The sequence below is a fragment of the Bradyrhizobium sp. 27S5 genome, assembly GCF_037217225.1.
GTDB lineage: Bacteria > Pseudomonadota > Alphaproteobacteria > Rhizobiales > Xanthobacteraceae > Bradyrhizobium > Bradyrhizobium septentrionale.
This window is the reverse complement of record NZ_CP147714.1, coordinates 4,217,645-4,243,770: the sequence shown is the minus strand read 5'-3', so window position 1 is coordinate 4,243,770 and position 26,126 is coordinate 4,217,645. Positions and strand designations below refer to the sequence as shown.

The window sequence follows — 26,126 nt, the reverse complement described above, 5'->3', positions numbered from 1 at the left end:
CGACGCGTCAATACACTTCTGACTGGTCTTTCAATGGGTGTTGACTGGTTCCGAAGGCAATCTTGGTCGCAAGAAGATCAGACCGAATTTTGGCACCGCTTGCGCAAAGCGCGAGAACAAAATCGGCCGCAGTATGTCTTTATCCAAGGCTTCACGCTATTGGAGACAGGCCCTCAATACTACGCCAGCGCGATAGAGCTTTTCGACTACGTGATCGATCGTTACTCAGATTCGATCAGATTCGTACAAGCGCTCTCCGCAAAAGCCGACTGTCTTGCCGCGTCGGGGGACATTGAGGGCGCCCTCGCGTACTATGAACGCGCGATCCAGACGATGCGCATCAAGCCAAATAATCAGACATGGGCATGGCTTGATTTTGTGTGGATCGTCGCGACAAACGAACTCTCGAACTACTACGAGACGGCCCTCGCGATACTTGATGAGTTCGGAAGTCAACCACCATTGTTTCCAGTTACTGCGTTCCGCTTCTACGGCAGCCGCGCCCTCATTCAGAGTGCTTGCGGACTGACCGACTCGGCCAGGAACGCCGCACGCACGGCTCTTGCTGCCGCGGACAAAGAGGTATCCGGACTGCGGTATCATCCGAAGCTCGGCGTCATAGGGTCAAGTTACCGCGACATCAGGGAACGACTTGCCGCGATCGTATAGCAAGCAAGTAGATGGGGTAACGGGCCGGCCGCCCGCTCGCTACGGCGCGATTTGGAAGCGCGCTCGCGAGCGGCCTGTTGGTTGGAAGGCGGTCGTCCCTCAAACTGATGGTGTCAATAAACGGAGTCGGGCAAGCCCGCTCCAAGCATCATTAAGGGACGACCATGTACCACTATGCAGGAATCGACGTGTCTTTGGAATGCTCGAGCGTCTGCCTTGTCGATGGGACAGGTAAGATTTTGCGCGAGGCGAGGGTTGCGAGTGAGCCGGAGGCCTTGATCACCTGGTTGCGGTCGCTGGGGTTGGTGCTGGAACGGATCGGGCTGGAGGCTGGTCCGCTGTCGCAATGGCTCTACGCAGCGATGCGGGATGCGGGCCTGGCAGTCGAACTGTTGGAGACGCGGCACGTCCGCGATGCCTTCAAGGCGATGCCGGTGAAGTCGGACCGCAACGATGCCCGCGGGATCGCGCAACTGATGCGGCTGGGCTGGTTCCGGCCGGTGCACTGCAAGTCGATCGAAGCGCAGGAGACGCGGGCGGTTCTGACGGCACGCAAGCTGCTGCAGTCCAAGCTGCGCGACATCGAGAACAGCCTGCGCGGCGTGCTCCGCGGCTTCGGTCTGAAGGTCGGCACGACCACCGAGCGCACGTTCGCCGAACGCATCCGGGAGCTCGTAGCGGGCCATCCCGGACTTGAGATCGTGGCACAGGCGCTGCTCGAAGCCCACGCCGTGCTGCGGCGCGAGTTCAATGGCCTGGATAAGCACACCCAAAAGCTCGCCAGGTCGCACCCTCAAGCCCGCCTCCTGATGACGACACCGTCCGTCGGCCCGATCGTGGCGCTTACCTACGCCGCGGCGGTCGACGACCCGAAGCGCTTCCGGTCCTCGAAGGCGACGGGAGCGCATTTTGGCCTCACCCCGAAGAAGTACCAATCGGGCGAAACCGACTATACCGGCCGCATCAGCAAGATCGGCGATGCCTCCGTGCGCGAGGCGCTCTATCAGGCGGCTCACGTCATGCTGACCAAGCCGGTCAGGAACTGCTCGGCGCTGAAAGGCTGGGCGATGCGGATCGCCCGGCGCGCAGGCCTGCGCAAGGCCAAGGTGGCGCTCGCACGCAAGCTCGCCGTCGTTCTGCATCGCATGCTCGCCGACGCCAAACCGTTCAACCCGATGGCCAAGGCCTCGGCAACCTAAGCAAGGAGCAGCAATCGGTTCTGGGCGGGCCACGACACCAGGCTCTCCCTGAGCGAGGTCCCTGCGCCGGGACGATGGATCCGGTCAGGCCGCCATCCGGGAAGTGGCTCACAACCACGCTTCCGTAGATTGGCCGGCCGGCTCCTCAATGCACCCCATCAGGCGACGGCCTTCGCGCCGATCCCGTACAGAAGCAAGTGCCCGGCGAGTGGATCACGCAAAAAGGGATTGACTTACAAAGGCCCGTTACAGAAGCCCGGATGAGCGAAGCGATATCCGGGGACCTGCTGTCAACGATGACAGCTGATCCCGCATGTCGCTTCGCTCATGCGGGCTACGACGTTCGGACAACCTCAGCCTCTCGCTACACCGCCCAGTAATTCGGGTGCGTGTAGCGGTCGCCCCAGTCGAACGCGTCGCCGTCCAACTCGGACGGCCCTGTGCGCAGGTCCTCCAGCGTCACCTCGGCCTCGAAGGCCTGCCGCTCGGGATCAAATCGCAGCGCGGTCCATCTGACGGGATAGTGGTGGTGGGTACTCAGCACGCCGCCGGTCTTGATCACGGCGTAGGCCACCGTTCCGCTCACCTTGTCGAGCATCAGCCGCTCGATCGATCCGAGCTTCGTGCCGTCGCGCCCGAACACGCAGACATGCTCGACGCGGTCGCTGGGCACCAAGGTATGATGCATGGCATCCTCCCTGTCTTCCCTTGTTCGGCGGAGATTATAGCACCAGCGCACGCCGGATGTGCAGACAAGTAGCCCGGATGAGCGCAGCGATATCCGGGAAGATCGCGTCAAATCGTCCCGCACGTCGCTTCGCTCATGCGGGCTACAGCCCCTGCTCCGTCCTCCTGAGAAACGCCCCGAACGCCCTTGGCCCGTCGCCGACCTTGATCTCGCCGACCACCTTCAGCTCGGCGGCATCGATCACACTGAGCGTGTTGCTCTCCCAGTTCGCGACCACGATCCGTTTGCCGTCGGCCGTCGCCTCGATGCCTTCGGGGTAATCGCCGACAGTGATCCGCTTCAATGGCTGCAAGGTCGCGAGGTCGAACACGCTGACCTTGCCGTCATACTGGTCAGTGACGAAACCGCGGCCCTGCGCCAGCCCCACCGCATAGGGGCGCAGGCCGACATGGACGCGGCCGAGCTCGCGGGCGGTCGCAATGTCGATCACGGAGACGTCGTTGGAGCCGACGTTGGCGGTGTAGGCACGCTTGCCCTCGGCATCGATGGTGACGCCGAACGGGCGGGTGCCGACCTTCACGATCCCTCTCCGCTCCCGCGTCGAGGTATCGATAACAGACACGCTGTCGTCGTCGCGGTCCGCCGAGAGCAGCAGCCGGCCATCCGGCGTCACGGCGAGCCCGGATGGCGATGCACCGACCGCGATGCTGGCGGCGACCCGCTGCTCCCTGGCATCGATCACCCGTACCGCGGCAGCGTACCAGTCGGCGACATAGACTGTTGCTCCGTCGGGCGACACCGCGATGCCGAGCGGCCCGCCGCCGACATCGACCCGGCCGACCACTTTTCGCGCTGACGCGTCGACCACGGTCAGCGCCTTGGCGTCGGGGCTCGTCACATAGGCGAAGCGGCCGTCATTGCTGACGGCGACGCCGGCGGGCTTGCCGCCGATCGCGATGGTCGCGACCGGTTTTGACGTCGCGAGATCGACCACCGTGAGATCGTCGCTGAGCTGGTTGGTGACGAACGCCTCCTCGGCATGGGCGGCGCCGAGGCCAAGCAGCGCCGCGACAACGATCGCCCGCATGCTCAGCTGCCGCTCTCGATCTTCTTCTTCAACGCCTCAAGGCCGGTGCGGTAGAGCCCGCTCACCGCCTTCACCGCGGCTTCGTCGCTCAGTTCCGGCGGCGGGTCGTTGTTCGGAAAGCCGCGGTAAAACGCGCCGGTCCATTCCAGCTTCGTCTTGCCGCCGGGCGCCGGCGACAGCGACAGCGTCGAGGAATAATTGGTGACCGGCAGCACCTTCACGTCGACCGCCGTGATCCGGTACGAGTAGCTCATCATGTCCGGCTCGTATTTGTAGAGCTCCTCGTCGACGGTGGCGCCGGGCGCCAAGGTCAGCCGCCGCGTGGCGCCGATCTCGTTGCCCTTCTCGCCCTCGGTCTTGCTGACGCCGGGAAGCCAGCTCATGTCCTGGAAATTGCCGATCACCGCCCACACCTTGGCCTGCGGCGCGTCGATCTCGATGGATTCCCGCACCTTCTGCCGGGTCGGCCCGTGGGCCCAGGCGGCCCCCAGCACGGCCAATGCCGCCACCACGACGCCAACCTTCGCGATCGCTCTCCTCATGTCGTCTCCCTGATCTGTCGGTCTGCCGCCAAGCGCGTGCCGAAGCTTATGGGTCGAGGTTTAGACCGGATCGGGGACCGCCTGCTAGCACCAGAGCGAAGTCGCGGGCTCCTTCTTCCCCGGGAGGCAAGCCTGCCTGGCCCCCCTCACTCGGCGATCGCCGCGTCGACGAACCCCTTTGGGTCGTCGCAGAATTCGCGCATGACCTTGTAGTGATCCGTATCCTTCAGGTTTACCGGCTCGAGCCCGTACTTCGTCAGCCGCAACAGCGTCGCGTTGGGATAGGCCATCAGGACCGGCGAATGCGTGGCCATGATCACCTGGCAGTGGCCGCTACAGTTCATCCGGTGCAGCAGCTTGAGGAACTCGATCTGGCGCGCGGGCGACAGCGCCGATTCCGGTTCATCGAAGATGAAGATGCCTTGCCGCTGGCAGCGCTCCTCGAAGAAGCGCAAAAAGCCTTCGCCATGCGAATGCGATAGGAAGTCGGCATAGGGGCTGGCGACGGAGTCGAGATATCTGGCGACCGAGAAGAAGCTCTCGGCGCGGAAGAACCAGCCTTTGGTGATTTTCGGCAGCCAGCTCGCGCGGAGCGCGGCCGCAAGCGAGCCGCCCATTTTCTCGACCGCGTTGCCGTGGTCGACCGGCCGATAGCCCTTGCCGCCGCCGGCGTCGTCATAGCCCGCCAGCACGGCGATCCCCTCGAGCAGCGTCGACTTGCCAGTGCCGTTCTCGCCGACGATGATGGTGATGGCCTTGTCGAAGCTCAGCTCGAAATCGTCGCGCAGCAGCGGCAGCACGAACGGGTAAGCCTCGCGGTCGGGGATCCGCGTAGGCTCCAGCCAGACCCGCCGCAGGTAGGGCGCGGGCATGTTGATCGGGCGGTTTCGTCCTCTGGCCATTCGTCCTGCCTCCCAGCGCTCAGCGGCAACCAGGGTCTCAGATGGCCAAGGCACCGTCAAGAACGTAACGGGAACGATACGGTGGCAGACACGCGCCGGACGCGGAACCCCGGCCATATTTTGGCCATAGCCCATTTCTTAAAGGCCTGAGCGGGCCATGTTCCCGCCTCGCGAGCGTCGCCGGACCGATGCGGTCCCTTCGCTACCAAACGCAGATCGTCGCTGCGCCCCCCCCCCACACCAAGGATCCTCTGCCAACAACAAGAAGGACTTTGTAATGCGTAAACTTCTGACTGCGGTTGCCGTGCTTTCGGCCCTTGCTTCCTCTGCCGCCGAAGCCCGCGGCCATCACCGTCATCGGCATCATGCACATTCCGGCCGTCCAGCCGCGTGGTGCGGATGGTTCATGCGCACCCAGGTCGGTAGCGATCCGGGTCCGCAGTTCAACCTGGCGCGATCCTGGGCGCGATACGGCAGCAATGCGGGTGGCCCTTCGGTCGGCACGATCGTGGTTTGGCGTCACCACGTTGGCAAGATCGTGGGCCAGCAGAACGGCCAGTGGATCGTACAGAGCGGCAACGACGGCCATGCCGTGCGCACGCGGCCGCGATCAATTGCCGGCGCGATTGCGTTTCGAAACGCATACGCTTCGTTCTAGGGGAACCACGGTCGCATCGCCCGCCGATATACGAACCGTTCACAACAGCTGCCTACGCTGAGCGCGGGCTTCGCCCTGAGGCCCTCAGACGGGCGTCGTCGCCTGAGTTGACCAGGCGGCGGCGCTTGCCCTGTGGTCGCTGCGATCAAGTTGCGCGCGCGGTGGTGGCAGCCTGAGAAGCCGCAATATGCCTGGACGTCGTGATCGCGGCGAATGCAACTGCCAAGCCAAATACAATTGAAAAAACGATCAAAGCAAAACGTGGCGTCATCGACGAGCCTCCTACCCCAGGACGCCCCCCTTTCTCGCAATTCTAGTCGGCCGCGGGCTTTCGTTTCAAGCGCGCTACGGCGCGCAAGTGGGTTACGCCGTTTGCGACTTTCGTTGCAGATAGCCGGGATCAAACTCAGCCAGAGCTTCGAACTCCCCGCGGTTCGGAAGCGAAACCATATCCCCACGCCATTCCAATAGACCTCGCTTCCGAAGCAACGTTCTACTCGCAGACCGCGCAACAAATTCGATGTCGTCCCGGCCTAGTGCGCAATTGCGCACGGGAGCCGGGACCCATAACCACGAATGACTATTGTTGCGCGACGCTGGAAGGACGAGTCCCTCTCACAACTACTGCTGCGGAGTATGGGTCCCGGCCTTCGCCGGGACGACCGTGGGGAGAAAGCTCACCCCACCCCTAAGGCCGCTCCGTCTCTTCCAGCACCTCGAGTGCGAGCTCCATCGTCATCAGCACCGGATTATCGCCGCGCACCAGATGTCCCTCGGCGATGCCGCCGAGATAATCGACCAGCGCGATGTCGAGCTCGGCGTGCAGCCGGCCATCCGCATCAGGCGCAATCTCGCCTGCCGTCACCGCAAGCTCGGTCGCGAACGGCACCACGCTGTGGCCGTCGGTGAAGATGGCGCCGATGGTCGAGCCGACACCACCATGAACTCGCGCGCGCAGGATGCCGTGCTGGCGGCAAAAGCCTTCCAGCGCGCAGGCAAAATCCTGGTTCGGCCGCAGCCGCAACGCGTAGGCATGGCGCGTGGTCTTCGCCCCGCGCGGCTCGGTTGCGACCGGACCGAACAGCTTGAAATTGGTCTCGCTGTCGGGCTCCGCCAGAAACGTCGCGCCGTCGATCCCGAACGCATTCACCTCGAACGGCTCGGCGACGATGGTCTCATCCGGCAGCATGTGGCCGCCGTTGAAGCGGCCACAGGCCTCGGTCCACAATCCGTGACAGTGAAAGAACGGTGCGCCGTCTCGTTCGCCGAAGGTCAGCGCCGCGAGCTTGAGCCGCGTCACGCCATCAGGGCGGAATGTGTCGCTGTAGAACGCTGCGTTGACGCCATCCTTCGACAGCGCCGGCATCACATAGGCGAACGGGCCGAGCGCGCCGGCCTTCGTGCTCAGCACGCCGCCGGCAAATCCTTCCGCCGCAAAGCCGCGGCGCACGGCCTCGAGCAAGGGAATGCCGGCCTCCAGCACGAATGAAAAGGCGCGGCCGCGCGCGGCGACCCATTGGATGCGCTCGGGGGTGGGAGCGCCAGGCTGGGCGATGCTGCGCATCGCCTCACGCACCCGTCGATTTGGCGATCACCTCGAGCAGCCCGCGCGCCTCGAGCTCGTCGCGGATCAGCCGCTTCGGTACCTTGCCGTAGCCGGACTTCGGCAGCGCCTCCCAGAAGAAGAAGCGCTTCGGCATCTTGTAGCGCGGCACTTTTGGCGCGAGATACGCCGCAAGCTCCGCCTCCGCGACCGCCTCCGTGCCCTCGCGCGCGACGCAGACGGCGACGCCGACCTCGCCCCAGAACGGATCGGGCACGCCGAGCACCGCGACCTCGCCGACCGCAGGATGCGTCAGCAGCTTCTCCTCGATCTCGCGCGGATAGATGTTGGAGCCTCCGGAGATGTACATGTCGGAGGCGCGGCCGGTGATGTAGACAAAGCCCTCCTCATCGATGTGGCCGAGATCGCCGGTGCGGAACCAGCCGTCGCGAAACGCCTTCGCATTGGCCTCTGGGTTGTCGTAATAGCCGGCGAACACGCCGGGGCCGATCACGCAGATCTCGCCGGTCTCGTGCGGCTTCAGCTCGCACCCGTCGTCGCCCTGGATCGAGACCTGCATGCCGGTGCGCTCGAAGCCGCAGGTGCCGATCCGCGCATGCGGGCCGTCCTCGGGATCGTGCAGGCCCGGCGGCAACACCGTGATATTGCCGGTGACCTCGCCGAGCCCGAAATACTGCACCAGCACACCGCCGAGCTTGCTCAGCGCCGCCTTCTGGTCCTCGCGATACATCGGCGCGCCGGCGTAGATGATGTAGCGCAGCGAGGAATGATCGTGCTGGTCTACAGCGGGATGCTCGACCATCATTTTCAGGATGGTCGGCACCGTGAACATGTTGCTGACGCGGTGCTTGGCGATCAGGCGGAACGCCTCCGCGATGTCGAATTTCTCCGACGGCAGCAGGATGGTCGGCACGCCGCGCGCGGTCTGCACCAATTGATGCACGCCGGCGCCATGCGACAGCGGCGCCACCACCAGCGAGGCGTCGTCTTCGGTGGTGCCGGGCATCAGGTCGGCGAGATGGTTGGTGATCACGAAGGCCATCTGGCCATGGGTCAGCACTGCGGCCTTGGAGCGGCCGGTGGTGCCGGAGGTGAAGAAGAACCAGCAGGGATCGTCGTACTCGACCGCGACGTTCTCGACCGTAGCGCCGGCGTGTTTGGCGATGACGTCACCGAGCGTCGCCTCGCCGAACGTGCCCTCCTCACCGATCCGCCAGACGAATTCGAGCGCGGGATTGGCGGCCGCCTTGGCGTGCTCGGGGAAATCGCTGTGGCACAGAAACGCCTTGGCGCCGGAGGCTGCCGCCAGATAGGCGACCTCGTCCGGCATCAGGCGGAAATTGGTCGGCACCCAGACCGCGCCGAGCCGGAAGGCCGCGAACATCGACCAGAACATCTCGTCGCAGTTCTTGGAATGCACCAGGATACGGTCGCCCTTGACGATGCCGCGCGCGGCGAGCGCCGCCGCCAGCGCCGAGACGTTCTGGTCGATATGGCGCCACGACCAGGCCTTCTCGTTCCAGATGAAGCCGGGGCGATCGCCGTGGCGGCGGGCGTTCTGGGTCAGGATGTAGGCCAGGTTCATCACCCGGCGCGACACCCGCGCGATCCCGCCGCGCGGCGCGGTCGAAGCCTCCCCGCTCATTGCTGCCCCGCCAACACGCACAACAGACTGGGCAGGATCAGGACGGTCATCGGGTATTTCCTCGGTCAGAACCGGGCGTCTTCAAGCGCCGCAAGGGGATGGCAAAGGGATGGTGCTGTCCGGTTTATCGCCAAGCCGCGGCCTTCGGCAAGGCCCGACCGCCGCAGCGCCATGATACCGCGGCGGCGGTCAATCCGTTGGTCTTGGACCGGACCGCTACTGCGGATGCCTGGCCAGTTCCTGCTCGCTCAGGTTCCAGTCCTGCCAGAGCTGCAACGCGCCGATCATGGCGACCAGCGCGCCGAGCAGGATGTGCCAGAACTGCAGCGCCTGGTCTTCGGAGTAGCCAAAGACCAACGGCGATGCCATCAGCCAGAGGCCGAGCAGGATGCTCGCCACCTCCTCCCAGCGATGCAGCGCGACATATTCGAGCTGGGAGACGCCCAGCACCAGCATCCCGACCATGAAGCTGTTGAGGACGAGATGACTGCGCTCGATATCGACGGCGCCGCTGACCTGCATCGGAAACCAGGGCGAGACCATGATCAGCACGCCGAGCAGCATGCCGACCCAGTCCTCCCAGGGGCGATGTATGTTGAAGAAACGATTGTTCGACATGACCAACCTCCTTGCGACAAGGGGCATACGTCAGCGGCCACTCCGTACCGACAGACCATCCGGCCGCGTCAGGGGCGTATGTCTGATATCAAACCTAATCGAACCGTATCGGCCCGCAAGGCCCTGGCGGGCTGTGTGCGACGCGGCAGAAGCGCCGGCCGACCGGATCGAACCTCACCGCGCCGCGCCGAGGCGCTCCAGCGCCTCCTGGGCGGTCTTGAGATCCGGGCGCAGCTCGAGCGCCTTGCGGAAATCGGCCGCGGCCCCCTTCTTGTCGCCAAGCTGCATCTTGCCCAGCCCGCGGTTGCTCCAGGAATAGGCGTCATTCGGATCGTATTGCAGCGCCTTGTCGTAATCGGCGATCCCGCCCTTGATGTCGTCCTGATAGAGGCGGATCAGGCCGCGGTTGCGCCAGCCGCGCGCGTCCGTCGGCGCGATCTTCGCCGCCTCGCCATAGTCGGCAGCGGCGCGGTCGAGCTGATTGATGTCGCGATAGACATTGCCGCGGTTGATATAGGCGAGCACGTTGGGCTCGAGCTTGATCTCAGTGGTGTAGTCGGCGATCGCATGCGCCGCATCGCGCTTGCGGAAATAGGCAAAGCCCCGATTGCCATAGGCGGTGGCGAGCTGCGGATTGTATTTGATGGCGAGGCTGAAATCGGCCAGCGCACGGTCGAGATCGCCCTTGGTAGCCCAGGCGTCGCCGCGATTGTTGTAGGCCAGCGCGAAGGTCGGATCGATACGGATCGCCTCGTCGTAGTCGGCCATCGCATGATCGAGATCGCGCTTGAAGGCGTAGACGCGGCCGCGATTGGAATAGGCGCAGGCGTAGGCAGGATCGAGCTTGATCGCCTCGTTGAGGTCGGCGAGCGCGGCGTCGAGCTCGCGCTTCTCGGTCAGGCCGTGGCCGCGGTTGCAATAGGCCCCGGCCAGCCGCTTGCCGGTCTCGGTCTTGCCGTCGATCACGGCGTTGCAGGCCGTCACACGGTCACCCGGCGCCGTCGTCAGGCCGACGCAGGCCTGCCAGTTCGGATCGTCGCCGGCGGCGGCTTGCCGCGGATTTGGCAGCGTCAGGGCGGCGCCGAGCAATGCGGCGGTCAGGCAGGCCAAAATGCGCATATCGTCAATCCACAAATGCCAATTTGCGGGTTGGTCGCGGCTTTGCACCGGCGGGTTCACGCGCTTAGATCAGGGCCTGTGAATCAACCGGGATTTTGCGATGGCTGCCGTCCGCGACAACAAGGCCGAGAGGCGCTTCGAGCTCGACACCGAGGGCGGTACAGCCTTTGCGAACTACCGGCGGACGCCGTCGGCCGTGATCATCACCCATACCGAGACGCCCCGCGCCCTGCGCGGCCGCGGCATCGCCTCGGAGCTGGTCAAGGGGGCGCTGGAGCTGATCCGCGCCGACGGCCACAAGGTGATCGCCGGCTGCGGCTTCGTGGTGGACTATCTCGGCAAGCATCCGGAATATGCGGATCTCGCGGGCTAGCGCCTTGTCCGTCAGACGATCTTGATCGACATGTCCGGCAAGCCCTCGAGCTTGCAGAGCAGCACGTCGCCCTTGACGACCGGGCCGACATTCTCCGGCGTGCCGGAATAGATGATGTCGCCGGCCTTCAGCTCGAACGCCTCGGACAGCTTCGCGATCTGCTCGGCGACGCTCCAGATCATGTTCTTCAGATCCGAGCTCTGCCGCACCGTACCGTTGATCGCGAGCGAGATCGCGCCTTGCGTGAAGTGGCCGGTCTTATCAGCCGGGTGGATCGGCCCAAGCACCGCCGCGTGGTCAAAGCTCTTGCCGATCTCCCACGGCTTCTTCTCCGCGGCCATGCCGTTCTGCAGATCGCGCCGCGTCATGTCGAGCCCGAGCGCGTAGCCATAGACGTGATCGAGCGCCTTCTCGGCAGGGATATTGGTGCCGCCGGATTTCAGCGCCGCGACCAGCTCGACCTCGTGGTGGTAGTTCTTGGTCAGCGAGGGATAGGGATGATCGGCGACGGTACCAACGGCGACGTTCTGGATCGCGTCGGTCGGCTTCTGGAAGAAGAACGGCGGCTCGCGCGTCGGATCGGAGCCGCGCTCGATCGCGTGCGCCGCATAGTTGCGGCCGATGCAGTAGATGCGGCGGACCTGGAACACCTCGGCCTCGCCGACGATCGGGATCGTCACCGCCGGCACCGGAAATATCGCCTTCGGTCCGGCCTGCGCGTGGACCGGCGCGGATTGCGCGGCGGCGCCGACCAGTGCAAAGGCGCCGGTCGCAAGCATGGTCCGGCGGTCGAGATCAGTCATGAGCGTTCTCCTTGTTGTTGGCCGATCTATAGATGTTCGCCGCCGCATAAAAAAGGGCCCGCGCTGGCGCGGGCCCTGGCCGTGTGCGGGATCGCTGTCCCGTCAGTGCTTGATATCAGGAGGCAGCTTGCCGCCATTGGCGGCGAGCTTACCCATCACCTGCTTGTGCAGCCAGATGTTCATGCTGGCGGAATCGCTGGTGTCGCCGGAATAGCCGAGCTCCTTGGCGAGCTCCTTGCGGGCCGACAGGCTGGAATCGATGTCGAGCGCCTTCATCAGGTCGACGATCGAGGTCCGCCACTCGAGCTTCTCGCCCTTCGCGGCGACCGCCTTGTCGAGGATCGGGGCGACGTCAACGGACTGGGCGGGCGCCGCACCGGCGGGCACTGCGGCGGGAGACGGCGACGTGCTGCCGGATCCTCCGGCGGGAGCTGAGGTGGTGCCGCCGGCGGGCGCGGCACTCGCGCTGCTGCCGAAGATCGCGCCCATGATTTTTCCGAAAATGCTCATCGTTCGCTCCCAAGAGAGTTGAGATGTGAAGGCCAGACGGCGCTGGGACGCCTGACCGAGGTCGCCGATAAAGTGTATCGCCCCCACCATAGCCTGCCAATGCGACATTTCACTTAAGCGTGAGTGCTTTTGGCGCGGTTTGGGAGTAGCCTCAATGCACAGTTCGCGACACGGCCAGTTCCCTGCTTTGTCTTTCGCGTCTGGCTTACTCGTGATCGTTTCGAGAGGCGGTACGTTTGTGCCCGCGTGCCGGGCGCAAAATGCGACCGTCCAGAGGGAGACAACGACCATGGCCAGTCAATACCAAGGCAATGTCACATCGATGACGCCGAGCGGACAAGGCACCGCGTCTGCGCCTGTGATCCGCACCATCGGCCTGTCCGATTTGCATCATGCGCTGCGTCTCGGCTGGGAAGACTTCAAGGCGGTGCCAAGCCACGCCATCATCCTGTGTCTGATCTATCCCGTGCTCGGCCTCGTGCTGGCGCGCACGGTGCACGGTTATTCCGTGCTGCCCCTGCTGTTTCCGCTGGCCGCGGGCTTTGCCCTGCTCGGCCCGTTTGCCGCGATCGGTCTGTACGAGATGAGCCGCCGCCGCGAGGACGGCGGGGAAGCGTCCGCGTGGGACGCCCTGGAGGTATTCCGGTCGCCGTCGTTCGGCGCGATGCTCGGGGTCGGAACGCTGCTGTTCGCGCTGTTCGTGACCTGGATCGCGACCGCCCAAGCGATCTACACGGCGGTGTTCGGCTATGAGACCGCGGCCAACATCCCCGATTTTGCCGCGCGCGTGCTGACCACCCAGCAAGGCTGGTGGCTGATCGTGGTCGGCTGCAGCGTCGGCTTCCTGTTCGCGCTCGTGGCGCTGTGCATCAGCGTGGTCGCCTTCCCGATGATGCTGGACCGCCAGGCAAGCGCCGGCGAAGCGATGGTGACGTCGATGCGCGCCGTGGCACAGAACCCGGTGCCGATGGCCGCCTGGGGCCTGATCGTCGCGGTGCTACTGTTGCTGGGCTCGATCCCGTTCTTCCTCGGGCTTGCCGTCGTGATCCCGCTGCTTGGTCACGCCACCTGGCATCTCTATCGCGAGGTCATCGTCAAGGACCCGAATGCGCGGCCGGTGATTCCCGAGCCGCGCGAGCGCAAGCCCGCCGCGGACTTCCCCGCCAACCTGTTCCCGTGGCGACGCAGCGATCGCGGGTAAGCGCTGGCCGAATGTGAACTCGTGAACGTCAAAGCAACCGCCGGCCGATGCTTGGCCGGCGGTTTTGTTGTCCTGACCGTCAAATGGATTTGAGATTGGCGTGGCATTTGCAGCGCCATCTGAGATAAATCGATCGATCAAGAGCCTTGTTTTGGCCGCTGTTGCCGCGAACATACCGCCGGATTCCGCGACCAATCGATGACATCGCAGACTCCGGAGTGAATTGCCCGATGACCTCTCACCTTTCCTTTCGCACGCTCGCCATCGGCGCGTGGCTCGTGACCTCGACGGCGTCTGCGCTCGCCGCCCCGTGCGGCACGGGCACGTTCGAATCCTGGCTCGATGATTTCGGGAAGGAGGCTGCGGCGAAGGGCATTTCGCAGAACGCGATCCAGGCCGGACTGAATGGCGTCACGCAGGACAAGGCGATCCTGGCGCGCGACCATTCGCAGCAGGTGTTCAGCCAGACGTTCGAGCAGTTCTCCGGCCGCATGGTGCCGCCCCGGCTCAACCGCGGCTCCGACATGATGAAGCGCTACGGCTCGGTGCTGTCGCGAATCGAGGAGGCCTATGGCGTGCCGGGCGAAATCCTGGTCGCGATCTGGGGGCTGGAGACCGATTTCGGCGTCAACACCGGCAAGTTTGCGACCATGCGCTCGCTGGCGACGCTCGCCTATGATTGCCGCCGTTCCGACATGTTCAAGGCCGAGCTGATGGATGCGTTGCGCATCGTCGAGCGCGGCGATCTTGCGCCGCAGGAGATGCGCGGCGCCTGGGCTGGCGAGCTCGGCCAGACCCAGTTCATGCCGTCGTCCTACATCAAGTTCGCGGTCGACTTCGACGGCAACGGCAAGCGCGATCTCCTGCGCAACGTGCCCGACGTGCTGGCGTCGACGGCGAATTTCCTGAAGAGCCATGGCTGGAAGCAGGGCAAGGGCTGGGAGCCGGGCAGCGATAATTTTGCGGTGATCCAGCAGTGGAACAAGAGCGAGATTTACGCTCGGACGATCGGCTACTTCGCGACCCAACTCGCCAAGGCGCCATAGCGCTTTGGAGCTCGGACCGGCTTGCGTGGCGGCGAGCCAGGAACGACAGCCAAGACGAGAAGCCCGAACTTCGGCGCTGGTTCGATCAGCGCTGATCCTGCCCGGATGAATCAAAAAGGGCCGATCGCCCCAGGCAATCGGCCCTTATCGCCACGATCAAAAGCTTACTTCGCCATGCTGGCTTCTGCAGCCTTGCTGAGGTGCGCGCCGCAAGCGCCCCACTTGTTGTTCAGCATCGCGTCCTGGGCGAGCGAGACTTCCTTCTCCGCCGCGAATTTGACCTCGTTGTCGGCCATAGCTTCGACAGCGGCTTCGGTCTTGCCGAGGTTGTCACCGCTGCAGCCGAGGCCCGCATGATGATGATGTGCGGCCTGAGCGGGAGCGACGGCGTAAGCAACGGCAGCTACGGTGGCTGCTGCGATCAATGTCTTGATCATGAGATGTTCCATCTTTTGTTCTTGAACAGAAACCAGCGTGATTGCGGAATCTGCAGAACGATTTATCGCTGTTCCCGGCAGCGTTCAGAATGAACTTCGTGCGATCCAAATGTGATGAGCGTTGCGCGCGGATCGCGCATGCGTTGCATAGTGTTTTGATTACATGCCCGTAAGGAAGCGCCGCCGCATTAGCTTTGCTGCAGCTGTTCACTTCAACCGAAGCGCGTTTCCGGTAATCAGCAAGTCGATCTGCGCAACATGCCGACCGAAAGCCAAATATGAGGCAGCCACAGGATCGAATTACCTCTCGAATCAATGCGACCGATTGACGCTGCAATCATTCAGCGCCGTCGAGATAATACAATGAACTGACGATCATTCTTACGTCACGATTCTGCATGCGAATCACGCATGGAACACATCGAAGTGATCCGTCTCTAATGGGTGCGCCAGAAGTTGATTGAACGGTCCTTAATTACCACATAAGCAAAGTCTTTAGATATGCTGAAATTCTCTTAACCTACTGATCTCAGGAATATTTCTCCGGGAGATACAGCTCCTAGGGAACGTCCGTCCGGAGAGCGGCCCGCGATACCCGGAACGGTTAATCGAAGCTTACCTCCGCCATGCGTTTTGAGCTTAGCTGCATCGCACCATTGGAACTACCGCGCTGCACCATATCATCTATATTCACTTCAACGATGAGGCGTTGAAAAGCTGAATCGGAACTACTAGGAGACTACCATGTTGCTCTCGCTCATCCGCATGATCCAGGCTTTCCGGGATTATCAGCGCAATGTCAGCGAACTGTCCCAGCTCAGCGATCGCGAACTGGCCGATATCGGCCTCGACCGCTCGGACATTCCGCGCGTTGCCGCCGGTACCTACAACGGCTAATCGGCCGCAAGCCATCTGATGAACGGATAACGCCCGCTCCTGCAGCGGGCGTTATCGTTTTTGGCGCGGTTTCAGATGCATATGGAATCAAAACGCGCTAACGCTGCGCGATGACACCGCATCAATCCTCTTCCCAACCCGTGCACATCGTGGGCGCGGGGCTCGCCGGCTCGGAAGCCGCCTGGCAGGTCGCCAATGCCGGCATCCGCGCCGTCCTGCATGAAATGCGCCCGCACCGGATGACCGAGGCGCACAGGACCGAAGGCTGCGCCGAACTGGTCTGCTCGAACTCCTTCCGCTCCGACGATGCCGCCAACAACGCGGTCGGGCTGCTGCACGCCGAGATGCGGCGGCTGGGGTCGCTGATCATGCGTTCGGCCGACGCCAACCAGGTGCCCGCCGGCGGCGCGCTGGCGGTCGACCGCGACGGCTTTTCCGCCGCCGTTACCAAGGCGCTGAACGAACATCCGCTGATCGAGATCAGCCGCGAGGAAGTCGCCGGCCTGCCGCCGGCCGACTGGAGCAACGTCATCATCGCCACCGGTCCCCTCACCTCGGCGCCGCTCGCCGACGCCATCAGGCAGCTGACCGACGAGAGCGCGCTCGCGTTCTTCGACGCGATCGCGCCGATCGTGCACAAGGATTCCATCGATATGTCGGTGGCCTGGTTTCAGTCGCGCTACGACAAGGTCGGCCCGGGCGGCACCGGCGCCGACTACATCAACTGTCCGATGACCAAGGAGCAGTATGACGCCTTCGTCGCGGCGCTGCTCGATGGCGAGAAGGTCGACTTCAAGGATTGGGAGACCAACACGCCCTATTTCGACGGCTGCCTGCCGGTCGAGGTGATGGCCGAACGCGGTCACGAAACGCTGCGCCACGGGCCGATGAAGCCGGTCGGATTGACCAATCCGAACAATCCGACGGTCAAGCCCTATGCGATCGTCCAGCTGCGGCAGGACAACAAGCTCGGCACGCTCTACAACATCGTCGGCTTCCAGACCAAGCTGAAGCACGGCGCGCAGCAGCGTGTGTTCCGCACCATCCCGGGCCTCGAGCAGGCGGAGTTCGCCCGCCTCGGCGGCCTGCATCGCAACACCTTCCTCAATTCGCCAAAGTTGCTCGACGGGCAATTGCGGCTGCGCGCGCAGCCGCGGCTGCGCTTCGCCGGGCAGATGACGGGCTGCGAGGGCTACGTTGAGTCGGCCAGCGTCGGCCTGATTGCCGGGCTCTGCGCCGCCGCCGACACGCGCGGCGCCGCGCTGACGCCGCCGCCGGCCACGACCGCACTCGGCGCGTTGCTCGGCCACATCACCGGCGGCCATATCGAAACCATCGAATCCGGCCCGCGCTCGTTCCAGCCGATGAACATCAATTTCGGTCTGTTCCCGCCGCTGGCCAGTCCTCCGACCAAGAAGCCGGACGGCTCGCGACTGCGCGGCAACGAGAAGACGGTCGCCAAGAAGCAGGCGATCAGCGCGCGGGCGCTCGCCGACCTCGACCATTGGATCGCAGAGCACCTGCGCATTGCAGCGGCGGCCTGACCATCATGAGCTTGCCGAAAGACGACGACGCGACGCTGTCGGCGCGATGGCGCCAGGGTGTCCTGCTCAAGCGCGATGTGTTCTCGACCGTCGAGCGCGGCCGCTTCCGCGCCGATGACGGCGAGGTCGACGGCGTGCTGCGCCGGCTCGATCAGGTGCCGTTCTGGTCGTTCCTCGTGGCGCTGCATCTGTTCTCGCGCGAACGCCGCGCGCTGACGCTGGCGTGCGACCTCGACGTCGGCCCCAAGTTGCTGTGGGCCGGCAAGCGCGCGCTGGTGCGCGGCTTCATCGACGGCGCGGCGCTGCATCTGGCGAAGCCGCACGGCGACGTTGCCTATTTCCGCTCCGCCAAGGCCGCGTTGCGCAAACTGCATCGCGCCGGCATCTGCCACAACGACCTCGCCAAAGAGCAGAACTGGCTGGTCGGCCGCGACGGCCGCGCCTACCTCACCGACTTCCAGCTCGCCGCCTGCTTCAAGAGCCGAAGCCGGCTGTTCCGCATCGCGGCCTATGAGGATCTGCGGCATCTCTTGAAGCACAAGCGTAGCTACGCGCCGGAGGCGTTGACGCCGAAGGAGCGCAAGGTGCTCGCCAAGAAGTCGGCGGTCGCCAGAATCTGGCTCAGGACCGGCAAGAAGGTCTATCAGGCTGTGACCCGCGGCATCTTCAATTTCACCGACCGCGAGGGCGGCGGCCGGCGGCTGGTGAACGACGCCCCGGTGCTGGTCGATCTGATCCGCAGGAATCCTGATGTGCGCGACACCGCGATCGTCGCCTTTGCCGACCGGCGCGTCGGCGTCGGGCTCTACGCCTTCGTCGAGGCCGACCAGTCCGCGCTGGAACGGACGCTGCGCAGCGAGCTTGCTGCAGCCAAGGGCGTCAAGCCGCCCGAACACATCCAGATCGTGCATGCGCTGCCGCGCGATGCGGCCGGCAAGCCGCGCACCGAAATCCTGCAGCTCGTCGCCATGAACCAGATCGACCTGATCGAGCCGATGATGCGCAGCGACGCCGATCGCGAGTTCCTCAAGGACATCCTCGAGCAGCGCAAGAATCTGCGCGATCGCTTCAATTTTGAAGTAGCCGAGATGGATCGGCCGGCGCGCTAAAGCATGATCCGGAAAAGTGCGAAGCGGTTTTCCGAAAAGATCATGCTCAAACAACAAGCTAAAGCGCGACGACGATCCAACCCAATCTCATCGCGCTTTAGCGCGCACACTCTCGACAAACGCAGCTCGACGCGCCAATCTTGCGGGGCTAGCGCGCCTCAAGGAACAAGCTTAATGCCACTCACCCGTGGCCGTATCGGGGGATATAATTCCGAACGCCTGGCGTTCGGATTCACCATGATGCACGGCGATCAGGAAATTGAATGCCAGATCAGCGATGCCGCAATGGACGAGCTGGCCGGCACGCGCGGAACACCGAGCCTGGCCCGGCAGGCGCAATTCGTTGCGCTGCGCGACGCCATCGAGATGATCGCGTCCGACATCTTTGAAAGCGGTCCGGTGGTCAGGGGCGCAACGATCCGGATCTTCACCAAGCACATCGCGAAAGAGCAAAGTTGAGCATCACCTCCGCGCAACCGCTTCACACTTTTCGGGATGATGCTTTAGCGACCGAATTCCTCGGTGCGCGCAGCTCGCCACAAGGTCCAGAGCGTGCGCAGGCGCGAGACCGGCTGCGGCAGGAACGGATCGTTGTCGGCCCTCTTCGCCCGGTTCAGCTCGCGCCTGACATGAGCGAGCGGCAGAAAGATCGGCCGCACGCCCGACGGGACATCCGCAAGCAGCCCGAATGCGGTCTTGAGATGGGCCTGCGCCTCGTCCGCGAGCTGATCGATCGCCGCACGGATGTTCGGCGTCGGCTTGCCGAGAAACACCTCTTCCTTGCTGCTGCCGTGCTGCTGAAGCAGCGGTAGCGGCAGAAACAGCTGTTGCCGCAAGGCGTCGCGGCCCAGCGCCGCGATGACCTGCGCCATGCCCTGGGCAAGGCCGGCATGACGGGCCAGGTGATCGATCGCCTCCGATGGCCGCGCCACGATGCGCGTGGCCTCCGAGAACAGCGCAGACGCCGTAGCGTCAAGATAGCCCTCGAGCGCGGCCAGCGACGGCATCGGGTCGTTGTATAGATCGAACTGGTGCTCCTCGACCAGCTGCGACAACGGCGAGACCGGCAGGCGGTGATTGCGGATCGCCTGCAGCAGTTCGGCTGCGACCGGATTGCCTTCGACACCGCCATGCCCCGCCCCGGCCAGCATGTCGGTCCACCATTGCAGCCGCATCTCGCCGGGCAGCGGCTGGCTGACCTGCTCGTGCACGCGCGAGACCTCGATGTTGAAGGCGTAGAGCGCAAGCAGCGCCCGGCGTTCCGGACCCGGCATGAACAGGGTCGACGCGTAGCGCACGAAGTCATGGGTGCGCACCAGATCGGCGCAGAAGGCCGCGCCGTCCTTTGGCGCCTCCGCCGCGCTCATGGCACCGCGATCAGCGCCGCCGCGACGCGGCGCCGCTCGCCAAGCATGATGTTGTAGGTGCGGATCGCAGGCCCCGTCTGCATCGGGTCGAGCACCACCCGCACCGCGCGCAGGGCCTCGCGCAGGCCCTTTGGCGGTACCCAGACCTCGGTGCCGGTGCCGACGATCAGCGTGTCGATCGCATTGGCTGATGCGAACACCTTCTGCAGCGAATATTCGTCGATCTCCTGCGGCCTGGTCACCGGCCAGGCCCAGATCGCGTCAGGCAGGCACAGCAGCGAGCCGCGGTGCGACATATCGGCGAACGCGAAGCCGCCCTTGCCGTAAGCCTCGATCGGCGCCGACCTCGGAAGATGGGGAGCGTCCGAGGAGTTGTTCATGACCGGCTACTTCTTGGCTGCCGCCGCGTCCGGCTTCTTGGCCGGCGCATCCTGCGCCTCGCCCCGCGTGGTGTGAACACCAAGATAGATCAGGATTGGCGCCGCGATGAAGATCGAGGTGTAGGTGCCGACCAGCACGACGCCGAACATCATCACCGCAGTGAAGCTGTGAATCGCCTGGCCGCCGAACAGCAGCAGCGCGAGCAGCGCCAGGGTCACGGTGACGTGGGTGATGATCGAGCGCGACAGCGTCGAGTTGATCGATTCGTTGAGGAGCTGCGGCATCGGCATCTTCTTGTAACGTCGCAGCATCTCGCGGATACGATCGTAGATGACGACGGTATCGTTGAGCGAATAACCGAGAATTGTCAGCAGCGCCGCGATACTGGTGAGATCGAAATCGACCTGAGTGATCGACATGAAACCGATCGTCAGCACGATATCGTGGACGTTGGCGATCATGGCGCCGAGCGCGAACTGCCACTCGAACCGGAACCAGAGATAGATCAGGATGCCGACGATCGCGAGCATCAGGCCGAGCATGCCGAACGCCAGCAATTCGCCTGAGACCCGCGGTCCTACCACTTCGACCCGCCGGTATTCGACGGATTCGCCAAGCGCGCCCCGCACCTTCGTCACCGCATCCTGTTGCGCCTTATCGCCGCCGGGCTGCTCGGCGACACGGATCAGGACTTCGGCCGGACCTCCGAATTGCTGCAACTGCACCTCGCCGAGACCAAGACCGTTCAAGGTCGTGCGCATCCCGGCGATGTCGGCGGTGCCGGACTTGGCCCGTACTTCCAGCAGTGTGCCGCCCTTGAAGTCGATGCCGAAGTTCAGGCCGTGGGTGAAGAACAGGGTGATGGCGAGGATCGAGAGCAGCGCCGAGATCGGGAAGCTGATGCGACGGAAGCGCGTGAAATCGAAATGCGTATCGTCGGGCACGATACGCAGCGCCGGCAGCAGGCCGAGCACCGCGACCACGGTCAGCACGGCGATCAGGATGCCAAGGCCAATGAGAACGATATGAGTCACAACAGGCCTCTCAGATCGGCACGGTTTGCGGCCGCTTCCACCGCACCCACCCGGCGACGATCAGGCGCGTCAGGGTAAAGGCGGTGAACACCGTGGTGATGATGCCGATACCGAGCGTCACGGCAAAGCCGCGCACCGGTCCGGTGCCGATGTAGAACAGCACGGCGGCAGCGATGAAGGTGGTGATATTTGAGTCGAGGATGGTCGCCAGCGCCCGCTTGAAGCCGGCGTCGATTGCCGAGATCGCGTTGCGGCCGCCGCGCAATTCCTCGCGGATGCGCTCATAGATCAGCACGTTGGAGTCGACCGCGATGCCGACGGTCAGCACGATGCCGGCGATGCCGGGCAAGGTCAGCGTGGCGTTGAGCAGCGACAGCAGCCCGAAGATCATGGCGACGTTGATGGCCACGGCAATGTTGGCGAACACCCCGAACAGCCGATAGGTGAGCAGCATGAACACGATGACCAGGATCGAGCCGACATAGGCCGCGAGCTCGCCCTTCTCGATCGAGTCCTGCCCGAGGCCGGGACCGACGGTGCGCTCCTCGACCACGGTCAGCGGCGCCGGTAGCGCGCCGGCGCGCATCAGGATCGCCAGATCGTTGGCCGACTGTACGTTGAAGCTGCCGGAGATCTGGCCCTGTCCGCCGGTGATCGGCTCGCGAATCACGGGTGCCGAGATCACCTTGTTGTCGAGCACGATCGCAAACGGCTGCCCGACGTTATCGGCGGTCGCCTGAGCGAATTTGCGGGCGCCCGACGTATTGAACTTGAAGCTGACGATCGCCTCGCCGGTGCGCTGGTCGAAGCCGGGCTGGGCGTCGGAGAGCTCGCCACCGGAAACAAGAACCTGCTTCTTGACGACATACGGAACCGGCGGCGGCGACGCGCTCATCAACAGTTCGGAGTCCGGCGGCACCCGGCCCTGCTGGGCCTGATCGGGCGACACCGACGTGTCGACCATCCGGAAATCCATCTTGGCGGTCTCGCCGAGCAGCTTCTTCAGCCGCGTCGGGTCCTGCAGACCCGGCACCTGCACCAGAATGCGGTCGGTGCCTTGACGCTGGATTACAGGCTCGACCGTGCCGAGCTCGTTGACGCGGCGTTCGACGATCTGGATCGACTGCTCGATGGTCTTGCGCATCCGCTCGATCATCGCGGGCTGCGACACGGTCAGACGGATCAAGCCGCCGCCCGCATCGGTCACGTCGACGTCGCGCTGGCCGCTGGAGCCAAGCAGGCCGCCGATCGGCTGCGCGACCTCGCGAAGTTTCGCCAACGCCGCTGGAACGTCGGCCTCCTTCGCGATCCTAGCCTCGACGCCGTCGTTGCGGATCTGCACGCCCCCGGTGAAACTGATCCGGGCGTCACGCAGCGCCTTCCGGGCATCGTCGCGAACCTGCTCGAGCTTTTCCTTCTTCACGTAGTTGGCGTCGACCTCGAGCAGCAGATACGAGCCGCCCTGCAGGTCGAGGCCGAGTACGAGACGCCGCTGCGCCCAGGCCGGCCAGGTCTTGACCTGCGCCTCGGGAAAGAAATTGGGCACGGCGCACAGGCAGACCACCAGCGCTGTCAGGATGATCCCCAGCGCTCGCCACCGCGTGAAATACAACATCGAATTGACCTGTCAGATTCGGCAAAAGGCTCCGCGGCGATCAGCTCGCGGACGCCTCGTCCTTGGCGTCGCCCTTCGCCGGCTCACCCTTGGTCCGCACGCCCGAGATCATCTGGCGCATCTGCCGCACGCGAACGCCGTCCGAAATCTCGAACTCGATCTGGTCGTCGTCGACCACCTTGGTCACCTTGCCGACGAGGCCGCCCGAGGTCACCACGGTGTCGCCGCGGCGGATGTTCTTCACGAGGTCTGCGTGATCGCGCACCTTCTTCTGCTGCGGGCGCAGAATCAGGAAGTACATGATGACGAAGATCAGCGCGAATGGCAGCAGCGACATCAACATGCTGTTGGTATCAGTGCCAGCTCCAGCCTGAGCAAACGCAGGAGTAATCAGCATTCGGACGATCCTCGGATAAGACGGGAAAGAACCGGCAGCGCCCTCGGATTCGGGGCGGTATGGCGGTCCGGACAAATTCGCGCGGACTATAGCGGCCGCGGTCCCAATTGCAACGTTAACGGACCTTCATTTAGGGCGCTTGCGGGACCGCCGCCAGCCCGATAAGGCTGCGCCGTCAGGAACTGGACGAATGCCGAAAAAAGCCAAAAAAACCACCAGTAAAACAGCCCCCAAAACCGCCGGCAAACGCGCTGCGAAAGCCGCGACAAAACGCCCGGAAACGCCGCTCGACGGCGCGACCGCCGAGCGGATCGCGAACGCCCTGGAGACCATTGCGAGCCGGCTTGCGGCTGCCTCCCCGGCCGCCGATCCGGCCGAGTCGCTCAGTGCCGCGGACGCCTTTGTCTGGCACCCGGATGGGCGCCTGGCCCCGGTGCCACGCGTCAGCCGCGTCGAGATCGGCCTGCTCAAGGGAGTCGACCGGATGCGCGATATCCTGATGGAGAACACCGAGCGCTTCGCCAACGGACTGCCCGCCAACAATGCGCTGCTGTGGGGCGCCCGCGGCATGGGCAAGTCATCCCTGGTGAAGGCCACCCATGCCAGCATCAATGTCGACCGCAAGCCGGCCGACCGGCTCAAGCTGATCGAGATTCACCGCGAGGACATTGAGAGCCTGCCCGGCCTGATGGAGCTGCTGCGCAGCTCGTCATTCCGCTTCATCGTGTTCTGCGACGACCTCTCCTTCGACGGCAACGACGCTTCCTACAAATCGCTGAAGGCGGTGCTCGAAGGCGGTATCGAGGGGCGCCCCGACAACGTCATCCTTTATGCGACCTCGAACCGGCGGCATCTCCTGGCGCGCGAGATGATCGAGAACGAACGCTCGACCGCGATCAATCCGGGCGAAGCGGTCGAGGAAAAGGTCTCGCTGTCTGACCGTTTCGGCCTCTGGCTCGGCTTCCATCGCTGCAGCCAGGACGAGTACCTCGCAATGGTGAAGGGCTATTGCGACCATTACGGCATCAAGATCGCCGAAGACGAACTCGAGCGCGAGGCGCTCGAATGGTCGACCACCCGCGGATCGCGCTCCGGCCGCGTCGCCTGGCAATACACCCAGGAACTGGCGGGCCGGCTCGGCGTGCGGCTCGCCGGCCAGTAATCGCATCAACGATCAAAACAAAACGGGGGAGGCTTGCGCTTCCCCCGTTGTCTTTGCTGTGAGACTTGGAAGTCCCTTGGAAGTCCCTTGGAAGTCCCGGCGCGTAACTTATGCGCCGTTGAGGAACTGGAGCGGATCGACCGGAGACGATCCCTTGCGAATTTCGAAGTGGAGCTGCGGCGAACCCGCCTCACCCGACTGGCCGGATTTGGCGATCACCTGGCCGCGTTTGATGGTATCGCCGCGCTTGACCAGGATTTCGCTGGCATGGGCGTAGGCGGTGACGTAGCCGTTGGAATGGCGGACCAGCACCAGATTGCCGTAGCCCTTCAGCTCGTTGCCCGAATAGGCGACGACGCCGTCTTCCGCCGCCTTCACCGGCGTGCCTTCGGGCACAGCGACATTGATGCCGTCATTGACCTTGCCGTTGGTCTTCGAGCCATAGGCGGTGATGACCTTGCCGCGCACCGGCCAGCGGAAGGTCGGCAATGCGCCGGTGGCTTCGCTCGACTTGGTGGCTGCGGGCGCTTCTGCGGCAGCAACGGGCTGTTCGACAGTCGCGGTCGGCTGAACCAGCCGCGCACTCTGCTGCGGCAGCGCGGTGGCGACGACCTTCGGAGCTGCCAGGGCCGGCACCGGGGCCGCTGCGACGGGCGCAGCAGCAACAGCTTGCGCAACGGGCGCGGGAGCCGCCATCGCAGTCTTGGCGCCGGGCACGACGATCTTCATGCCGAGGCTGAGCCGCGCCGACTGATCGAGATTATTGGCGCGGGCAAGCTCGGCGACCGGGATGTGGTGCTGGCGCGCGATGCTGTGCAGCGTGTCGCCGCGATTGACATAGTGGATGCCGGCAGGCGCGGCTGCCACGGCAACAGGACGCGCGGCCGGCGCCGCCATCGCGGGTGCCGCGGCTGACGCCGTCGGGCGCGGAATGATCAGCTGCTGGCCAGGCGACAGCGCGCGCGGTCCCTTGTAACCGTTGGCGCGCAGGATCTCGGCCGACGAGACGTTGTAGCGGCGCGCCAGCACGTCCAGCGTATCGCTGGTGCCGACGATGATGGTGGTGCCGTTATGCCCGGCATGCGCCGCGGCGACCGAACGCGGAACGGTGCCGGTGGCTTCGATCTGCGGGCGCGCGGGCGGCGGGGTGTAGGACGAAAGCCCGCGCCCTCCGCCGGAGACGCCAGCGCCGGCGACCGGATAGGATTGCGGCGCCGCAACCGGCGGCGGCAATGGCTGTGACTGATACTGGGAATACTGCGGTTGGGTGCGCGGCCGTGCGTATTGCGGCAGCTCGCGCGGCGGCTGTGCCTGCTGCGGCACGGTGCCGGTCGGCTGCGGATCAAGCGCAAACGGATTTTGCGAGTAGGAGTTTTGCGAGAAGCGCGACGACATGTCGGCGCTGCAACCGGCAAAAGCCATGGACATCAGCGTCAGCACCGCAACCTGCGGCACGCGACGCGAGCGAAGCAACTCGACAACCCCAGACATGGTTACTCACTCGTACGCAACAAAAGACTGTTTTGAGTAAACACGTACCGAGTAAATAACCGCTTAAC

General features: G+C 64.3%; 29 protein-coding genes and 1 pseudogene. 11 read left to right on the top strand and 19 right to left on the bottom strand.

The window, feature by feature from the left end:
• Positions 1-33: 33 nt before the first annotated feature.
• A complete protein-coding gene (locus WDM24_RS19605) occupies positions 34-669 on the top strand; it encodes a tetratricopeptide repeat protein (protein ID WP_338832147.1) in 636 nt (211 codons plus the stop codon).
• Positions 670-833: 164 nt separating this feature from the next.
• Positions 834-1,868 (top strand): IS110 family transposase, encoded by a 1,035-nt coding sequence (locus WDM24_RS19600; protein WP_338826979.1) that lies wholly within the window; start codon positions 834-836, stop codon positions 1,866-1,868.
• Positions 1,869-2,232: 364 nt separating this feature from the next.
• Here WDM24_RS19600 and WDM24_RS19595 read toward each other — a convergent pair whose 3' ends face one another.
• The 5 genes and pseudogenes from WDM24_RS19595 to WDM24_RS44515 form a co-directional block, all read right to left on the bottom strand.
• Positions 2,233-2,556 carry a PRC-barrel domain-containing protein gene (locus tag WDM24_RS19595; RefSeq protein ID WP_166205151.1) on the bottom strand — a complete coding sequence of 108 codons (324 nt, stop codon included), beginning with the start codon at positions 2,554-2,556 and terminating at the stop codon, positions 2,233-2,235.
• A gap of 142 nt (positions 2,557-2,698) precedes the next feature.
• The gene (locus tag WDM24_RS19590; protein WP_338832146.1) at positions 2,699-3,643 is read right to left on the bottom strand and encodes a cytochrome D1 domain-containing protein; all 945 of its coding nucleotides are present in this window, start codon (positions 3,641-3,643) and stop codon (positions 2,699-2,701) included.
• Between the two features lie 2 nt (positions 3,644-3,645).
• Complete coding sequence (locus WDM24_RS19585; protein ID WP_338832145.1) at positions 3,646-4,185, bottom strand: SRPBCC family protein; 540 nt, start codon at positions 4,183-4,185, stop codon at positions 3,646-3,648.
• A gap of 146 nt (positions 4,186-4,331) precedes the next feature.
• Positions 4,332-4,802 carry an AAA family ATPase gene (locus WDM24_RS44520; RefSeq protein ID WP_414645763.1) on the bottom strand — a complete coding sequence of 157 codons (471 nt, stop codon included), beginning with the start codon at positions 4,800-4,802 and terminating at the stop codon, positions 4,332-4,334.
• A gap of 78 nt (positions 4,803-4,880) precedes the next feature.
• Positions 4,881-4,976: pseudogene (locus WDM24_RS44515) on the bottom strand (AAA family ATPase); the annotation flags it as partial.
• Positions 4,977-5,493: 517 nt separating this feature from the next.
• Between WDM24_RS44515 and WDM24_RS19575 the strand changes: the two are divergent.
• Positions 5,494-5,745, top strand: coding sequence for a hypothetical protein (locus WDM24_RS19575; RefSeq protein WP_338832143.1), 252 nt, complete (start codon positions 5,494-5,496; stop codon positions 5,743-5,745).
• 145 nt (positions 5,746-5,890) lie between these two features.
• Here the strand turns inward: WDM24_RS19575 and WDM24_RS19570 are convergent, their stop codons facing one another.
• The 5 genes from WDM24_RS19570 to WDM24_RS19550 form a co-directional block, all read right to left on the bottom strand.
• Positions 5,891-6,016: a hypothetical protein gene (locus WDM24_RS19570; RefSeq protein WP_338832142.1), complete on the bottom strand. Its 126-nt coding sequence runs from the start codon at positions 6,014-6,016 to the stop codon at positions 5,891-5,893.
• Positions 6,017-6,433: 417 nt separating this feature from the next.
• Positions 6,434-7,309, bottom strand: coding sequence for a PCC domain-containing protein (locus WDM24_RS19565; RefSeq protein ID WP_166295780.1), 876 nt, complete (start codon positions 7,307-7,309; stop codon positions 6,434-6,436).
• Positions 7,310-7,313: 4 nt separating this feature from the next.
• On the bottom strand, positions 7,314-8,954 hold the full coding sequence (locus tag WDM24_RS19560) for an acyl-CoA synthetase (protein ID WP_338832141.1): 1,641 nt from the start codon (positions 8,952-8,954) through the stop codon (positions 7,314-7,316).
• 216 nt (positions 8,955-9,170) lie between these two features.
• Complete coding sequence (locus tag WDM24_RS19555) at positions 9,171-9,572, bottom strand: SPW repeat protein (protein ID WP_166295786.1); 402 nt, start codon at positions 9,570-9,572, stop codon at positions 9,171-9,173.
• A 174-nt stretch (positions 9,573-9,746) separates the two neighbouring features.
• A complete protein-coding gene (locus tag WDM24_RS19550; protein WP_338832140.1) occupies positions 9,747-10,691 on the bottom strand; it encodes a tetratricopeptide repeat protein in 945 nt (314 codons plus the stop codon).
• A gap of 100 nt (positions 10,692-10,791) precedes the next feature.
• Here WDM24_RS19550 and WDM24_RS19545 point away from each other — a divergent pair, with 100 nt between their 5' ends.
• Positions 10,792-11,064 (top strand): GNAT family N-acetyltransferase, encoded by a 273-nt coding sequence (locus WDM24_RS19545; protein WP_166295791.1) that lies wholly within the window; start codon positions 10,792-10,794, stop codon positions 11,062-11,064.
• Between the two features lie 11 nt (positions 11,065-11,075).
• Here the strand turns inward: WDM24_RS19545 and WDM24_RS19540 are convergent, their stop codons facing one another.
• Both WDM24_RS19540 and WDM24_RS19535 read right to left on the bottom strand, forming a co-directional pair.
• Positions 11,076-11,867: a fumarylacetoacetate hydrolase family protein gene (locus WDM24_RS19540; RefSeq protein WP_338832139.1), complete on the bottom strand. Its 792-nt coding sequence runs from the start codon at positions 11,865-11,867 to the stop codon at positions 11,076-11,078.
• A gap of 102 nt (positions 11,868-11,969) precedes the next feature.
• Positions 11,970-12,377, bottom strand: a complete 408-nt coding sequence (locus WDM24_RS19535) for a DUF3597 domain-containing protein (protein ID WP_338832138.1) — start codon at positions 12,375-12,377, stop codon at positions 11,970-11,972.
• Between the two features lie 289 nt (positions 12,378-12,666).
• On the opposite strand from WDM24_RS19535, the gene WDM24_RS19530 reads away from it, so the two are divergent.
• Both WDM24_RS19530 and WDM24_RS19525 read left to right on the top strand, forming a co-directional pair.
• Positions 12,667-13,578, top strand: a complete 912-nt coding sequence (locus WDM24_RS19530; protein ID WP_338832137.1) for a DUF2189 domain-containing protein — start codon at positions 12,667-12,669, stop codon at positions 13,576-13,578.
• Between the two features lie 230 nt (positions 13,579-13,808).
• On the top strand, positions 13,809-14,624 hold the full coding sequence (locus tag WDM24_RS19525; RefSeq protein WP_338832136.1) for a lytic murein transglycosylase: 816 nt from the start codon (positions 13,809-13,811) through the stop codon (positions 14,622-14,624).
• 164 nt (positions 14,625-14,788) lie between these two features.
• Here WDM24_RS19525 and WDM24_RS19520 read toward each other — a convergent pair whose 3' ends face one another.
• Complete coding sequence (locus tag WDM24_RS19520; protein WP_029082674.1) at positions 14,789-15,073, bottom strand: hypothetical protein; 285 nt, start codon at positions 15,071-15,073, stop codon at positions 14,789-14,791.
• Positions 15,074-15,805: 732 nt separating this feature from the next.
• Between WDM24_RS19520 and WDM24_RS19515 the strand changes: the two genes are divergently transcribed.
• The 4 genes from WDM24_RS19515 to WDM24_RS19500 all read left to right on the top strand — a co-directional run bounded on the left by WDM24_RS19515 (position 15,806) and on the right by WDM24_RS19500 (position 19,070).
• Positions 15,806-15,958 carry a DUF1127 domain-containing protein gene (locus WDM24_RS19515; protein ID WP_016846063.1) on the top strand — a complete coding sequence of 51 codons (153 nt, stop codon included), beginning with the start codon at positions 15,806-15,808 and terminating at the stop codon, positions 15,956-15,958.
• Positions 15,959-16,068: 110 nt separating this feature from the next.
• Positions 16,069-17,502 carry a methylenetetrahydrofolate--tRNA-(uracil(54)-C(5))-methyltransferase (FADH(2)-oxidizing) TrmFO gene (gene trmFO, locus WDM24_RS19510; protein WP_338832135.1) on the top strand — a complete coding sequence of 478 codons (1,434 nt, stop codon included), beginning with the start codon at positions 16,069-16,071 and terminating at the stop codon, positions 17,500-17,502.
• A 5-nt stretch (positions 17,503-17,507) separates the two neighbouring features.
• Positions 17,508-18,611 (top strand): serine/threonine protein kinase, encoded by a 1,104-nt coding sequence (locus tag WDM24_RS19505; protein ID WP_338832134.1) that lies wholly within the window; start codon positions 17,508-17,510, stop codon positions 18,609-18,611.
• Positions 18,612-18,848: 237 nt separating this feature from the next.
• The gene (locus WDM24_RS19500) at positions 18,849-19,070 is read left to right on the top strand and encodes a DUF1488 family protein (RefSeq protein WP_338832133.1); all 222 of its coding nucleotides are present in this window, start codon (positions 18,849-18,851) and stop codon (positions 19,068-19,070) included.
• Positions 19,071-19,114: 44 nt separating this feature from the next.
• Here WDM24_RS19500 and WDM24_RS19495 read toward each other — a convergent pair whose 3' ends face one another.
• The 5 genes from WDM24_RS19495 to yajC are packed head-to-tail and all read right to left on the bottom strand — an operon-like array spanning position 19,115 to position 23,405.
• On the bottom strand, positions 19,115-19,978 hold the full coding sequence (locus WDM24_RS19495; protein ID WP_166295809.1) for a phytoene/squalene synthase family protein: 864 nt from the start codon (positions 19,976-19,978) through the stop codon (positions 19,115-19,117).
• Positions 19,975-20,358 carry an Mth938-like domain-containing protein gene (locus WDM24_RS19490; protein ID WP_338700883.1) on the bottom strand — a complete coding sequence of 128 codons (384 nt, stop codon included), beginning with the start codon at positions 20,356-20,358 and terminating at the stop codon, positions 19,975-19,977. Before WDM24_RS19490 ends, WDM24_RS19495 begins: the two co-directional genes overlap by 4 nt.
• Positions 20,359-20,364: 6 nt before the next feature.
• The gene (secF, locus tag WDM24_RS19485) at positions 20,365-21,393 is read right to left on the bottom strand and encodes a protein translocase subunit SecF (RefSeq protein ID WP_166295815.1); all 1,029 of its coding nucleotides are present in this window, start codon (positions 21,391-21,393) and stop codon (positions 20,365-20,367) included.
• A gap of 10 nt (positions 21,394-21,403) precedes the next feature.
• On the bottom strand, positions 21,404-23,008 hold the full coding sequence (gene secD / locus WDM24_RS19480) for a protein translocase subunit SecD (protein WP_166295818.1): 1,605 nt from the start codon (positions 23,006-23,008) through the stop codon (positions 21,404-21,406).
• Positions 23,009-23,048: 40 nt separating this feature from the next.
• On the bottom strand, positions 23,049-23,405 hold the full coding sequence (gene yajC / locus WDM24_RS19475; protein ID WP_166295821.1) for a preprotein translocase subunit YajC: 357 nt from the start codon (positions 23,403-23,405) through the stop codon (positions 23,049-23,051).
• A 190-nt stretch (positions 23,406-23,595) separates the two neighbouring features.
• Between yajC and WDM24_RS19470 the strand changes: the two genes are divergently transcribed.
• Positions 23,596-24,567, top strand: a complete 972-nt coding sequence (locus WDM24_RS19470; protein ID WP_338832132.1) for an ATP-binding protein — start codon at positions 23,596-23,598, stop codon at positions 24,565-24,567.
• A 108-nt stretch (positions 24,568-24,675) separates the two neighbouring features.
• Here WDM24_RS19470 and WDM24_RS19465 read toward each other — a convergent pair whose 3' ends face one another.
• The gene (locus tag WDM24_RS19465) at positions 24,676-26,058 is read right to left on the bottom strand and encodes a LysM peptidoglycan-binding domain-containing M23 family metallopeptidase (RefSeq protein ID WP_338832131.1); all 1,383 of its coding nucleotides are present in this window, start codon (positions 26,056-26,058) and stop codon (positions 24,676-24,678) included.
• Between the last annotated feature and the right edge of the window lie 68 nt (positions 26,059-26,126).